The 13,273-nt window shown below is 67.0% G+C and carries 11 protein-coding genes; 7 read left to right on the top strand and 4 right to left on the bottom strand.

What is annotated here, in order from left to right:
- Positions 1 to 318 precede the first annotated feature (318 nt).
- Both OHO27_RS11095 and eccE read right to left on the bottom strand, forming a co-directional pair.
- The gene (locus tag OHO27_RS11095) at positions 319 to 1,158 is read right to left on the bottom strand and encodes a hypothetical protein (protein ID WP_328422759.1); all 840 of its coding nucleotides are present in this window, start codon (positions 1,156 to 1,158) and stop codon (positions 319 to 321) included.
- A complete protein-coding gene (gene eccE, locus OHO27_RS11090) occupies positions 1,158 to 2,480 on the bottom strand; it encodes a type VII secretion protein EccE (RefSeq protein WP_328422757.1) in 1,323 nt (440 codons plus the stop codon). The genes OHO27_RS11095 and eccE overlap by 1 nt, the downstream gene beginning before the upstream one ends.
- A gap of 498 nt (positions 2,481 to 2,978) precedes the next feature.
- On the opposite strand from eccE, the gene eccB reads away from it, so the two are divergent.
- The 7 genes from eccB to OHO27_RS11055 all read left to right on the top strand — a co-directional run bounded on the left by eccB (position 2,979) and on the right by OHO27_RS11055 (position 10,502).
- Positions 2,979 to 4,550, top strand: a complete 1,572-nt coding sequence (eccB, locus tag OHO27_RS11085) for a type VII secretion protein EccB (protein ID WP_328422755.1) — start codon at positions 2,979 to 2,981, stop codon at positions 4,548 to 4,550.
- Between the two features lie 272 nt (positions 4,551 to 4,822).
- A complete protein-coding gene (locus OHO27_RS11080) occupies positions 4,823 to 5,134 on the top strand; it encodes a WXG100 family type VII secretion target (protein ID WP_328422753.1) in 312 nt (103 codons plus the stop codon).
- A 102-nt stretch (positions 5,135 to 5,236) separates the two neighbouring features.
- Positions 5,237 to 5,527, top strand: a complete 291-nt coding sequence (locus tag OHO27_RS11075) for a WXG100 family type VII secretion target (protein WP_328422751.1) — start codon at positions 5,237 to 5,239, stop codon at positions 5,525 to 5,527.
- Between the two features lie 315 nt (positions 5,528 to 5,842).
- Complete coding sequence (mycP, locus tag OHO27_RS11070; RefSeq protein ID WP_328422750.1) at positions 5,843 to 7,084, top strand: type VII secretion-associated serine protease mycosin; 1,242 nt, start codon at positions 5,843 to 5,845, stop codon at positions 7,082 to 7,084.
- Positions 7,085 to 7,139: 55 nt separating this feature from the next.
- Positions 7,140 to 7,487: a hypothetical protein gene (locus tag OHO27_RS11065; RefSeq protein ID WP_328422749.1), complete on the top strand. Its 348-nt coding sequence runs from the start codon at positions 7,140 to 7,142 to the stop codon at positions 7,485 to 7,487.
- 42 nt (positions 7,488 to 7,529) lie between these two features.
- A complete protein-coding gene (locus OHO27_RS11060) occupies positions 7,530 to 9,071 on the top strand; it encodes a hypothetical protein (protein WP_328422748.1) in 1,542 nt (513 codons plus the stop codon).
- 87 nt (positions 9,072 to 9,158) lie between these two features.
- The gene (locus OHO27_RS11055; protein ID WP_328422746.1) at positions 9,159 to 10,502 is read left to right on the top strand and encodes a S8 family serine peptidase; all 1,344 of its coding nucleotides are present in this window, start codon (positions 9,159 to 9,161) and stop codon (positions 10,500 to 10,502) included.
- Between the two features lie 965 nt (positions 10,503 to 11,467).
- Here OHO27_RS11055 and OHO27_RS11050 read toward each other — a convergent pair.
- Entirely contained in the window at positions 11,468 to 11,638 is a 171-nt protein-coding gene (locus OHO27_RS11050; RefSeq protein ID WP_328422744.1) for a hypothetical protein, read from the bottom strand.
- A 221-nt stretch (positions 11,639 to 11,859) separates the two neighbouring features.
- Positions 11,860 to 13,263 (bottom strand): hypothetical protein, encoded by a 1,404-nt coding sequence (locus OHO27_RS11045; RefSeq protein ID WP_328422742.1) that lies wholly within the window; start codon positions 13,261 to 13,263, stop codon positions 11,860 to 11,862.
- Positions 13,264 to 13,273 lie beyond the last annotated feature (10 nt).

Genomic DNA, 13,273 nt, shown 5'->3' with positions numbered 1-13,273 from the left:
ACCTCGTGATCGTCCCCGTCCGAGGAAGGGCTCCCGCCGTTGTACTCGGACCGATCCCTGTTCACTGCTTGCCTCCTGGTCAGCCACTGCTGCTGAGCTGGTCGTCGTCGCGGCCGGGCGGACCGAGTGGCGAGTCCCACTCGACTGCGATCGTCACCGCACCACCAGAAGCCTAATCACTCGCATGGCGGGACGGAAAAGCCCCCATGGGCGCGGACGCTATAGCTCCGGGTGCGTGGGCGGAAGAGCCTCATGGGTGCGGACGGAAACCCCCCTGGGCTTGGCCTTGTTGGGCCGCGCCCAGGGGACGACGACCTGTCAGTCCATACGGCGGGCCACGCCGAGCAGGCCCGTCTCCGCGTCGGTGGGGTCGGTCATGACGAACTTCTGGTGCTTACGAGTGCACCACAGAGCGACGCCGTCGTGCAGGGTCGGCAGGTGCTGGAGCTGGTCCTCCGGGACGCCCAGCGTGTCCCGCACGGCCTCGGTCTCGTACGGCGAGATGCGCTGGATCCCGACCAGATGGGCCTGGGACAGCCAGCGCGGCGCGTGCTCGCTGACGAAGGGCAGTACGGTCACGACGGCCTGCCACGGCACGGACGTCACCCGACCGCGCGGCGGGCGGATACCGCAGTCCCGGAACAACACGACGGGACTGGACACGGACGGACCCTGCGCGGGCACCCGGCCCACCGGGTACACCGTCACGCACTGCTGGCCGCCGCCGGCCGCCTGGGCCAACTGCTGCCAGGCCTGCGGACGCCCGGTCTCGACGCCCACCCGCGCACCCGTCGCTGCGGCGCGCAGCGCCAGCACCTGGGCGAGCCACAGGCCACCCACGAGCACGACGTCGAAGGGGGTCGGACGGGACAGCCCGAGCACGGCCGGCTGCGACTCCGGGTCGGTGCCGATGATCACGCCGTCGTCACCGAGCGGCATGCTGATGGCGGCGAGCTCGTCGGCGCTGACGACATGGCGGTTGCGGCGCGGCCCGCGCAGCCCGAAGCCGGGGCTGAAGATGCGCCGTTGCTGCTGCTGTGCGTCCGGCTGCCGGATGATCGGGATCAGGCCGGTGTCGGTGGGGGAGGCCACGTGTGCCGGAGTGCGCCCGGGGGCCCGGCCCTGCTGCCCCGGGGGCATGGTCGCGGGGTGGGACATCAGTACGTACCTCCGAGCGGCAGAGTGGCGAGGGCTCCGGGAACCTGTTCCCGGTCGAGACGGACCAGACCGACCTTCGCGGTACTCGCGGCCCGCTCCAACTCCCGCCCCACCTGGCCGAGTTCACTGTCACCGCGGGCGGTGACACGGACGTGCCCGGTGAGGGAGACGCCCCGGTTGCCTGCCTTGCTCAGGGTCATGCTGAACGTCGTCGCGAGCAGGGGCAGCGAGGTGAGCCGTGTGACCAGCTCGGGCAGCGCCACGCCACCGTTCCCCAACTGCGGCCAGCGGGACACCCAGTACGTGGTGTGCCACCGGTCGTCGACCCGCCACGTGCGGACCGCCTCGACCGTACGGCGCTGGGAGGCGCGGCCGTCCTGCCCGTGCTGCGCGTTGGCGCGCGGGTTCAGGCAGCTGGACGTCGCGAGCGCCTGCACCAGCTCGGTCTCGTCCAGGATCGTCGCCTTGAAGCCGGCCCCGGCCAGTCGGCTCGTCAGCTGGTCCGCCACGCGCAGCAGGGCGCGCTGCGCACCGGGGACACCGTCGCCGCGGGCCTGAACGGCCTCCGGGCACAGCTCCGGGTCGAGCTTGAGGGCGACCCAGGTGAGCCGGAGCGCGGGGGAACCGGCCTGCGCCTGGAGCGGGCCGTACGAGCGCGCGGCGAGCGACTGCTGCGGCAGGTGCGGCGCGGGCGCCGGCTGGGTGTGCTGCACGACCTGCACGGAGGCGAGCCGGATCCCGTCGACCTCCAGGGCGTCTTGGATCAGCCGCAGCGGCAACTGCCGTCCGGCGGCTGCGGGGCGCAGCGGCTCGTCGGCCGGCTGCACGAAGAGGACGGCGGTCAGGAAGGTCCCGTCGCCGATCATGCCGATCGAACGGTCGTCACGGGACACGAAGGAGTACGTCCGCAGGGCGGGGTCGCACTCCACGACCGGCGCCAGCATGGCGTCCGTCCCGGGCGGCACGGGCTGCTTGGCGTCGCGTCGACGCTGCCTGAGCGCGCGTGTCGTCTCGTACCACTCGGGCAGCGGACGGCGGCCCCGGCGCAGTACGGCCAGGAGCAGCAGCAGCGCCGCCACGGCACCGGCCGGGGCCAGCAGCCAGGACGCGTCGGCGGCCCAGGCGGCCAGCATGACCGCCGCCGCGAGCTCCACCAGGATGAGTTGCTGCAGCCGTACCGGACCGAGGCCGCCGGGGCGGGGCAGCGTGCGCGGCGACGCGGCGACGGGCGCGGCCGGAGCAGCGGACGTACGTCTGCCGCCCGGACCTCCCTGTTGCTGCGGTGCGCGGCGTCCGCGCCGAGTGCTCGTAGCGCTGGTCATCCCCCGGGACATCCCTTTCGCGAAGTAGTGGCCGTCGGTCGGGCGGGATCCGCTGTCCGGGATCCCCGCGACGGGCCAGGGGCACCGATGGCCCACAACATCCATGCGGGTGGCTCACGGTACCCGCTGCACAACACCAGGCGACACAGGGGACACCCAAACCCCAGGTGGCCACCCTGTCATGGACCGGCCCCGCATGGTGGAGCGCTGTGGTGAAGCTCTGTGAAGATGCGGGGGCGGCCGCGCACCTGATGGATCGCGGCCGCGTGGCGCAAGGCATAGTAGGTGCCTGCGCGAGTGCCTGCGTGGCTGAACGGGCTTTGTGAGGCGGCCGAACCGGCCTTGTGAGGCGGTCGAACCAGCCTCGTGAGGCGGCCAACCGGCCTTGTGGGACCGGCCTTTCGGGCGCGGTCGAGCATCACACACGCGCTTGAGCACACAACCGCGATCGAATCTCACATCACGATCGAGCATCACAAAACGGGAGAAACGGGGACCATGGCAAAGCAGCGTCGGGATGAGCTCGCCGCCTACACGTTCGCTCGCAAGCGCACCGTCGCAGCGTTCCTGGCGCCGTCGCCGGGCGGATCCGAAGAAGGCGCACCGCGTCCCGTTCGTACGGTGATGCCCAGTCTCGCGGTGGGCGTGGTGCTGGTCATCGGCTTCATCGCGTGGGGCGTGATCAAGCCGGCGGCACCGAAGGGCTGGGACACGCCCGGTGAGTACATCATCGTCGACAGTGACTCGACGACGCGGTACGTGGTGCTCGACCCGGACCCGAAGGACAACAAGGTGGAGAAGGTGCTCCACCCCGTCCTCAACTACGCCTCCGCGAAGCTGCTCCTGGACAAGGGCAAGGGCACCGTCCTGGAGGTCCCCGGCAAGGAGATCGACAAGAGCGGCATCCGGCACGGCGCGACGATCGGCATTCCGTACGCCCCTGACCGGCTGCCAGCCAAGGACGACGCGCAGGAGAAGAAGACCTGGGCCGTGTGTGAGCGCCCGGCGCCGGGCGGCTCGGACGGCGCCGCCGCCATCGACCGTGCCGTGTTCGTCTTCGACGCAGCCGACGCCAAGTCGCTGGCGGGCGCGGGGAAGGTCGACCCCCGAGAGGCTTTGTACGTCCAGGACACCAAGACCAAGCTGCAGTACCTGGTCGACGGTCAGGGGAATCGCTTCCTGCTGGGTGGCGAGGCGGGTCTCGACGACACCTCCATGGAGAAGCTGCGTACCGCGGTCATCGGGAGCAGCGCATCGGCCCAGCCGCAGCAGGTGAGCTCGGAGTGGCTGAACACCCTCAACAAGGGCACGGACATCACCTTTCCGACGGTCCCGAACGCCGATGAACCGACCTCCGTCCAGGGGCTCTCCGGAGTGACCACGGTGGGTCAGGTGCTGCGGGCGCGGGACGCGCAGAGCGAGCAGTTCTACGTGGTCCTCAAGAACGAGGTCGCCGTCATCTCGCCCTTCGTCGCCAACCTGTTGGTGGCCCGCGACGGAGCCAGCCCCGTGAAGTCCAGCACCCCGGCGATCATCGAGGCCAACGGCGGTTCGGCGGAGCGCTTCTACGCGGACAAGGGTTGGCCGCTCACCGTTCCGCAGCAGGCCAATCCCGCGGCCCCGCAGGCCGGCGAGGCCCGTACCACGTCGTGCAGCGTCTACAAGGGCGGCATCGGCGCGGACAGGAAGCCGCAGCTTGCCGCATGGTCCGGAACCAACTACCCGAAGACGGTCATCACTGACTCGCTGGGAGCCTACGTCTCCTCCGGCTCAGGTCTCCTCTTCCAGGAGGTCGTGGGCACGGCCGCGGGCGGTGGCGCGACGTATCTGCTGACGGACACGGGCCTGCGGTACTCCCTGCCGAAGAGCAACGACAGCGCGGCGCAGGAAAGCGGTGCGTCTTCCGCGGGCGCGTCGGAGGGCGACGCGAGCGAGACGGACAAGGCGCGCACGCGGCTGGGCTACGAGGACGTCTCCGACATCTCGATCGTGCCGCAGACCTGGGCGACGTTCATCCCGAAGGGACCGACGCTGGACACGGGCAGCGCGGCGCAGCCACAGAGCCAGTGACCGACCGCGGACGCCCGGCCGCCCCGCTCGCCGCAGCGGGCCGGCCGACGGCCGTAGGGCCAACGGACTTACGGCCAACAGGACTTGACAGTAAGACGGCGTGACGGTCACGAGATGATCGCCCAAGTGTGTGAGCCGTGTAACTGATTGGTCTTGCCTGTGGTTGAGTGACAGGCTGACGATAGAGTGTTTGCAGCGCTCAAGCGTGCGAAGCTCCTCCGGGCACCCGTGCTGGTATCCCGGATAAACGACGACATGGGGGAAGGTTCATCATGGCCGGCCAGTTCCGGGTAACAGAGGACGAACTCACCAAGCTCTCCGGCGACATCAGCACCGCTAACGGTCAGCTGCAGGGCGAGATCCGCCGCCTCAACGGAGTGATCGACCAGATCGCCGGCGGCTGGAAGGGCCAGGCGGCCCAGTCGTACCGCCAGCTGCAGGATCGTTGGAACGCGGACGCGAAGAGGATGAGCGACATCCTCAACGACATCAAGGAAGCCGTGGACTCCACGCGGAGCAACTACTCCGCCTCGGAAGAGCAGCAGAACGCCGAGATCAGCAAGATCATGTCGGACTTCGGCTGATCGAGCCGTTCCGCTCATGGGCTCCCGATGCTCCGGCGTAGCCCTGCGTTCTGCCGGATTTCACCGGTTCCTTCGCTTTCCTTCGATTCATCCTGAAAGGGAATGACGATGTCGATTCTCGTCAATTACGCAACCATCACCAACGCGTCCACGGACGTGAAGTCCACCGCCGGCCGCATCAAGCAGCAGCTCGACGACCTCGAGGCCGCGGTCAAGCGTGTCGCCAGCACCTGGGAAGGTGAGGCGCAGGAGGGTTACCAGCGCAAGCAGCGCGAGTGGGACAAGACCGCTCAGGACCTGCACGCAACCCTGCTGAAGATCTCGACGGCCCTGCAGAGCGCCGCCGAGAGCTACCAGGCCACTGAGAAGAGCAACGCCAACACCTGGGGCTGAGCCCAGAGGCGACCCGAGGGGCATGAGATGAAGAGGATCGGCCCAGCCGCCGCCACGGCGTCGGCTGGGCCGACCTCTGCTTCGGGGTCGTACACAGCTCCTGCGGGACCGCACGCACCTTGTGTGGACCTGTGCACAGCAAATCCCGCAAACATTCACACTCGCCGTACCAATCGCGACACACACATGACCCAGCTTCGAAGGAAGCAAGGAAGCCCTGGGGGCCTGAAGATGAACGGCCTGAACGTGACGGGCCACACAGCCCGCTCGCGTAGCCGCACCCGTGGAACCCGCGTACTCCAGCGGGTTTTTGGCGTGCTCGCGGTGACCGGGGTCTGCCTTGCCTCGGCACCGCCGACGTCGGCGGTGCCGGCATCGCCGGACACGACCACACCCACCCGCCTTGCGGCTTCCGACGACCCGGCGTTCGGTCTGTCGGCCAGCTCGGAATGCGTCTTCGGTGGTGACGTCATCAAGTCCACCCCCTGGTCCCTCCAGCGGGTCCTCCTGGACCAGCTGTGGGGACAGGCGACGGGCAAGGGCGTCAAGGTCGCGGTGATCGACACGGGCGTCGACAGCTCCAACAAGCAGCTGAGCAGTGCCGTGTCAGGCGGCAAGACCTTCGTGGACGGCTCCGCCACCAAGGACGACGAGGGTCACGGCACGCGGGTGGCGGGCATCATCGCCGCCCGGCCGCTCAAGGGCACCGGCTTCGTGGGCATCGCGCGGGAGGCGACGATCCTCTCCTACCGCTACACGGGCGGGAAGGAGAAGCAGGGCGACGCGGGGACGATGTCCGATGCGATCAAGACCGCGGTCGCCGCGGGCGCGAAGATCATCAACATCTCCTCGGACACCCAGAACAAGAAGGACGACCCGACACTCGCGGCCGCCGTGGCGGACGCGGTGCGCAAGGGTGCGCTGATCGTGGCAGCGGCCGGCAACGACGGAGCCGACGGCAAGTTCGCCGACACGTACCCGGCCGCATACCCGGGTGTCCTGGCGGTGGCAGCCTCCGACCGCAACGACGAACGCGCCTTCTTCTCACAGGCCGGCGACTTCGTCGACATCGCGGCACCGGGCGTCGGCATGGTTTCCACGGTCCCGGTAGGCGGCCAGTGCACGGCCGACGGTACGAGCTTCGCGGCGCCGTACGTCGCGGGGGTCGCGGCCCTCCTGAAGCAGAAGTACCCGGAGTGGGACGCGGCCCAGATCGCCACCCGAATCCAGGAAACCGCCCAACGCCCGAGCCGCGGCCCCAACGCCTACATCGGCTGGGGCGTCGTCGACCCGATCGCCGCGCTGTCGGAGGAGTCGACCCCGGGCAGCTCCCCGGAGCCGGACCCGCCCGTCGCGGCCGGCGCCGACGGAGTCATCCCGATGGCCGTGACGATGGGCGAGACCGAGGCGGAGCGTGAACGCCGGGTGGCCATCTTTGTGTTGGGCACGGGTCTGGCTCTTGCGCTGGTGGTTGCGGGGAGCGGGGTTGCTGTGCGGGACTGGCGTAGCCGGAGGGGCGGCCGGGCCGGTGCGTCCGTCGGCCGACCTGGGCGATGAAGGGGCACCGAGTGGGTGCTGACAACTTGAGGAACAGGGGAGAGGACAACGGGGTATGAGTAACGGAATGCGGGTTGATCTGAGCGAGCTGGATAACGTCATCCGCAAGCTCAACGGCCTTCTGTCAGACATGGACAAGGCCAACACCAAGGCTAAGTACGAGACGGATATCCCGAGCACTGCTTTCGGAAGTATGAAGTTCCTGGAGTCGAACGAGCTTCACAATGCGCATCAGAAGCAGAAGACGCGGATTGAGAAGATCATCAAGGATCTGCACCAGCTGATCGATGATTTCGGCAAGAGCGCCTCGAAAGTCAGGGACAAGTACAACAACCAGGAACAGGCGAACAAGCAGGGCGTGAGCGCTGCCCCTGACGGTGGCCCTAAGGGCTCGGCCTACTAATCGGTACAGCGACAGGTCACTGACAGAGGGGACGTTTCGACAATGGGCTACGGCTACGGCGGTTACTACAACAGCCCTGAGTACTACGAGGCTCAGCAGAAGGCACAACAGCAGCGGATTCAGGACAAGCACGACCAAAAGCTTGAGTCGACCAAGGACGGCGGTATGGGGGGGCCGGACCGCAGCAAGCTCGACACGCCCTTCATGAGCATGAGCATTCCTGAGCTGCGCTCCATGATCCTTGACGCGGACCCCGGCCGGATCTACGAGGTCAGCCAGCACTGGAAGTCGGTCCACAACATCCTCTCTGGCGGCGACGGTGACGGCAAAAACGCTGGAGTGGACTCGGTGTCCGCGAAAGACAGCGTCGCGGGCATGATGCAGAGCGCAGTGGAAAACGTGCTCGAGCACTGGGAGGGCGACGCGGCAGAGGCCTTCCGTAAGAAGGCCAACGAGATCATGCAGAACGTCCGGAACGGAGCTGCGTGGGCCAACCATTACGGGGAAGCCATGCACGCCGTCCAGAACGATCTGCGGAACTCCATCACCAAGATGCGGGAGGTCGAAGAGCCTTCCGGCTGGGACAGGGCCTGGGACAAGCTCACTGACGACGAGCGCAACGATGATCAACTACTGGCAGATATCAACAAGGGCGTGAGTACGGACGCCGCCCGCCAGGCGAACGCCGACTCCTTGTCGGCGGGTAAGGAAAAGCAGCTGGAGGGGGTGGCGATCATGGAGCAGCTGGCAGTCAACTACAAGACACATCTGCAGAGGCTCCCTCCCGTTGACGACCCGGAGCCCTTCCCGGCTCCGAACCCCAGTGCGCCGATGCCGACTCCCATTGCCATGCCAGCTCCCAGTACTACGGGCCCTGGCACTGGCAGTGGCCCGGCCAAGCCGTGGAGCGCAGGTCAGACAACCAGCATCAAGCCGGCCCCGGCGATGCCCCGTGACCAGGGCATCACTGGAGGAACGCAACTCCCAACAGCTGGAACGAAGGTGGACAGCATCTCGCCTGGCCTGACAGGAAGTGGCCCCAGCACGGGCGTTGGCGGATCCAGCGTCGGTGGTGGCAACTTTGGCACCAGCGGAGGTCAGGGTTCCGGCATCGTGGCCCCTGGCGGAGCATCTGGCCTCGCGGGTGGTGCCGCCGCACGCGGCGGCATCGGCGCCGCGGGCGGTCGTGGCGGTCTGGCTGGTGGCGGTGCGGCAGCAGGTCGCGGAGCCGGAGGCCGAGCTGGCATGGGCGGCATGGGCGGTGCCGGAGCGGGTGCGGCGGGCAGGAGTGGTGCCGGCGCTGGGGGGCGCGGAGCCCTCGCGAAGTCTCGCGGCGGCGTGGTCGGTGCAGCTAAGGGGGTCACTGGCAAAGGCGCTGGTGGCGGTGCAGGCCTGCACGGCAGCCGCGGTGGAACGCAGCGCGGCGCCATGGCTGGCGGAGCTGGCGGTATGGGCGGACGCAGCGGCCGTCGAGGCGAGGACGAGAACAGCAGGGGCGACCGTCCCGACTACTTGGTCGAGGACGAGGAGACCTGGATCTCGGAAGAGGACCGCAACCGTAACGTACCGCGGACCATCGAGTAAGCATGTAAGTGGGCTGGACGGAAGGTTGTCGTCTGCCCATGTATAACGGCTGGCGCACCCAGCCATCGCCGAGTGAGGAGCAGGGAATTGGGTTTCACGCGAGTCCTGTCCACGACAGGTGTCGTGGCATTGACGGGAGCCTTGCTCCTCACGTCGGCGCCAATTGCGTCAGCAGACTCTGTCCGGGACGAACAATGGCCCCTGACGGTGTTCGACGCCGAGAGGGTCTGGAAATCGTCACAGGGGGAAGGAGTCACGGTTGCAGTCGTTGACTCCGGCGTGGATGCCACGCACCCAGACCTGACAGGTCAAGTCCTGCCAGGCAAGGATGTCAATGGGGGCGACGCTCACAAGGACACTGATGGCCATGGCACGGGCATGGCAAGTATCATTGCTGGTCACGGACATGGCCAAGGCAGCTCCGTCGGCGTAATGGGGCTCGCACCGAAAGCCAAGATTCTTCCAGTGCGTGCTTCGAATGGCGATGAAATGTCGACCAATTGGCCAGATGGAGTGCGCTACGCGGTAGACCAAGGTGCCGAGGTCATCAACCTCTCATTCAACGACACCGCCGCATATCCCGGTTCCAAGGGTGCAAAGGCAATCGCCTACGCTCAGCAGCATGATGTCGTGGTCGTGGCAGGCGCGGGCAATGACGCTGGAACAGTGAATTACCCAGCTGCGCTTCCCGGGGTAGTCGCTGTAACCGCTGTCGACAAGAATCTGGACTTCTGGAGCAATTCGAACTCTGGTAAAGGCGTGATCCTGGCCGCTCCCGGGGTTGATATTCCGCGAGTGGACCCTGCCAGCCCGGGCGGATACGCCATGGCTGATGGCACCTCCGACGCCACGGCCTACGTCTCAGCCATTGCAGCCTTGGTCCGTTCCAAGTACCCAGGCCTCACCGCAGGCCAGGTCATCAACCGCCTGATCAAGTCGGCCTCCTTCCTGCAGCACGAAGGTAAGAAGGCTCCCGACAGCGAGTTGGGCTACGGAATTGCCCGCCCAGGTTCGGCGCTGACGATGAACATCCCCAAGGGCCCCGAAAAGGGCCCCCTCGCCCAGTCATCGTCGTCCACGTCCACCAACTCAGGCGCTGCATCCGACGACAACGACAGCACAAGCCTGGCCAAGAAAAAGAAGAAGTCCTCCTCGGGCAGCTTCCTCCTCATCGCCGGCATTGCGGCCGCCGTGGTGGTCATTGGCATCCTCTTTGTGGTACTCCGCAACCGCCGCAATGGAGGCAGTGGCCGTGGCCCTGGCTCCGGCGGCGGAAGCCCGCCTCACGGCACGGGCAACCCGCCCCAGCCCCCGACGGGCTACCAGCAGTACCCCAACACAGCTCCCAACCAGGGCTACCCCACGCCTCCGGGACAGTCCCCGCAGCAGCCCAACCCCTACGCCCAACAGCCTCCGCACCAAGGGCAGTAGGAGCGAATCCCCATGGGAGAGCTTCGACCTCGAACTACCAGAGCTGAAGCTGTGCAGTGACCTAGAACCAGAACAAGGAGGGATTCTCCCTAATGGGCGCCCTTGTCCTCGTAGTTGGCGTTGTCGGCATTGGAGCCGTAATTGGCGCCGCGATCGTCTTCGCCGTGCTGCGTAGCCGCCGCAATTCTGCGAACGGAACTTATCAGCAGCACGAGGGTGTCTACTCACCCCAACAGACGATGTATCCGACCGCTCAACAGTCGTATCCCACTGCACCTCCCAACCAGGGGTACCCAGTGCCTCCCACACAGTCCCCGCAGCACCCCAATCCCTATGCTCAACAGCCGCCGTATCAGAGCCAGTAGCTGTCGGCTTGGTCGTGGCGGGTCGCGTGGCGCAAGCTGGGACGCTGCCGTCCTGGACGATGTTGACGAAGCCGATCAGGGAGGTTTCGCCCCACGCGCAGACCCATCCCATGCTGTCGCGTTCAAGCGTGGTCGATCCTAGGAAGGCCGTCCAGGAGCGCGAAGACCAGCACGGTTTGCCGGGCCGGCCGGTGCCGACGGCCCGGTGTTCCGCGTTCACGGCGCAGTGCCGTCAGCTCCTCGCAGGGAACTGTAGGGCTGGACTGTACAGATCAGGTCCCGATGCGTTGACAAGCACGCGAAGCTCCTGGCGGACAGGTTGATCTTGAACGACAACTCGTCTATCAGGAGCTTCACTTCGTCACGGCACACGGAGCCCGCTCCCGCGCCAGCTGGGCTGCCTTGAGCGAGGGGCGAAGGCTCCGCACCGGTCTTCGGAGCGCAGGTAGCGGAAGCGCCATCCGTCGTCCCAGACCGAACTCCTCCGCCTCGTCGTTACTGACCGCAACGGTGCCCGCCGGACCCCCCCAGGTGAAGTGGCCACACATGACGCCACCGTCAGGAGATTTCTCTCATTGGCGCCGGTGAGGAAGAGAAGACTTAGATATTCCCGGCCTCCTCGCCCTCATCGAAGACTTCGACGTCACTCTGGTCACCGAGATTGGACAGGAAGTCCTCGCCCTCCTCGATCCAGGAATAGGGGTAGGAGCCGTCCCGCAGGTCGCGCGTGGGCAGCAACGGCACGTAGATCCCGACAACCATGATGGGCACGAAGGCATCCCGCCCCCGAGCCTCCGCCCGGCTCAACCAGTGCGCGCCGCGTCAGCAGTCCCGCCGAGGTTGAGAAGGGCGCAGTTGGTCAGGTCGGGCCGTCACGCGTCGAAGTCGTTGTTCAGCGAGTGTCGAAGCTGCTGACATTGGGCAGGCTGCATGCCGGGTCCACCGCCTCGGCTTGGGCGGAGCAACATCTCAAGCCGAGGCGATGGGTGACGTCAGGCAGTAGATCCCGTGGCCCCCGAGCTGCTGCTCGCCTGACTCTGCGAGGGCGTGTCTTGGCTCCCGACTGCGTACAGGCCATACACCAGCAGACCAACCGTGCCGGCAATCCCGACGAACAGGCGCCAGGCCGACGAGGGAAGGGGAAGCGCGAGCGCTACGACGCAGAGCGTCCAGAGCAGGAGGGCGTTCATCAGGCGGTTCGGAATGCTGAGAAGCCAACCGCCGTCGAGGTCGAGCAGTCGGCTCTCGCGAGTCGAATCGACAGCGAACTGGTGATCAGCCCCCGCACGCGCGGGCTCTTCGTACTCCGGGGCGAGGCCACCCGGGATGAACCAGCCCGCGTCGCTGATGAAGACCGCGCCCGTGCGATGTGGGCCTTTCCGGCCTCCGTGCTTATGGCTGCCAGGCGCCCAAGCCAGATGGCCTTCCGCGTTCCCCGCTGTGTTCACGTACCTGGCATTGTTCCCATGGACGTGCATTTGCATGGGGCCGTTGGACGTGTCCAGGGAGATACGTGTCTTCCCTGCGCCACGACCGTCGTACCCGGAAATGCTTGCCCGCAACACGCATTCGTCTCCGTGCAGCCGCCGCGGAAAGCGCTGGTCCCTACGACTCATGGGGTAGGTGACAGCGCAAATCCCGATGACGGCCAGACACACCAGGGCCAGAATCCAGGTCCACCAGTTACTCATGGCGCGACCCGAGAGTTCACGGTCGACTATGGCTCTGTCCTCGTCGCCCACGGCTCCCAGTTCGGGTCGCTCGGGGGCGTAGGCGACATAGACGTTCCCGCCGACCACCGCGGGGTCTGACCATTCCGATCGGAACTCTGCGCTTTCCCCGCTCCCGCCCCCGTCGACCGAAGGGAGCGTGACTGTCACGGTGCAGAAATATGTGCTGCCGTTCTTGTGCCGGTCCCGGACGACATCCCGTACCGATTCGACCTGCAAAACCCGCACAACGGCCCCCGAAGAGGCGATCTCCGCCGCCTTGCCCGTGTGCGTGGGAGTGCCCACCCCAAGGGCGAGTGGGAGGAGCAGCGCCGTGACTCCGCCGTACAGGGACAGGGCTTGTCCACTGATCAGGGCGGAGGCGCTCCGCAACCTCGCGGGGAGGGCCCCGGCTCCCCGCGAGGTTGCGGTCGATGCGCGCGCGGCAAGGGCGCGATAGACCGACTCAGCCTCCGGGTTGCCCGACGCACGTCGCAACGCCCATGCCGAGAGGGCAAGGGCAGCCAGTACGACCGCACTGCTCAGGACCAGCGCGTCACGCAGAGTGGACTTCGCCATGAAGAGCCAGCACGCCAGGAGCACCGTCATCAGGAGGCATGCCCCCCACGCCGTCACCCTGCCCAGGATGACGGCCGTGCCGAGCGTCCCTACCTCGCCATCCTTCATGGCACCTGTC

The sequence above is a fragment of the Streptomyces sp. NBC_00443 genome, assembly GCF_036014175.1.
Lineage (GTDB): Bacteria > Actinomycetota > Actinomycetes > Streptomycetales > Streptomycetaceae > Streptomyces.
Note: the sequence above shows the minus strand (reverse complement) of the source record. Positions and strands in the feature narration are given on the sequence as shown.

Excerpts from the sequence above, each read along its gene's own strand:
- OHO27_RS11095 (WP_328422759.1), bottom strand. The coding sequence starts at position 1,158 with ATGTCCCACCCCGCGACCATGCCCCCGGGGCAGCAGGGCCGGGCCCCC.
- eccE (WP_328422757.1), bottom strand. The coding sequence starts at position 2,480 with ATGACCAGCGCTACGAGCACTCGGCGCGGACGCCGCGCACCGCAGCAA.
- eccB (WP_328422755.1), top strand. The coding sequence starts at position 2,979 with ATGGCAAAGCAGCGTCGGGATGAGCTCGCCGCCTACACGTTCGCTCGC.
- OHO27_RS11080 (WP_328422753.1), top strand. The coding sequence starts at position 4,823 with ATGGCCGGCCAGTTCCGGGTAACAGAGGACGAACTCACCAAGCTCTCC.
- OHO27_RS11075 (WP_328422751.1), top strand. The coding sequence starts at position 5,237 with ATGACGATGTCGATTCTCGTCAATTACGCAACCATCACCAACGCGTCC.
- OHO27_RS11065 (WP_328422749.1), top strand. The coding sequence starts at position 7,140 with ATGAGTAACGGAATGCGGGTTGATCTGAGCGAGCTGGATAACGTCATC.
- OHO27_RS11060 (WP_328422748.1), top strand. The coding sequence starts at position 7,530 with ATGGGCTACGGCTACGGCGGTTACTACAACAGCCCTGAGTACTACGAG.
- OHO27_RS11045 (WP_328422742.1), bottom strand. The coding sequence starts at position 13,263 with ATGAAGGATGGCGAGGTAGGGACGCTCGGCACGGCCGTCATCCTGGGC.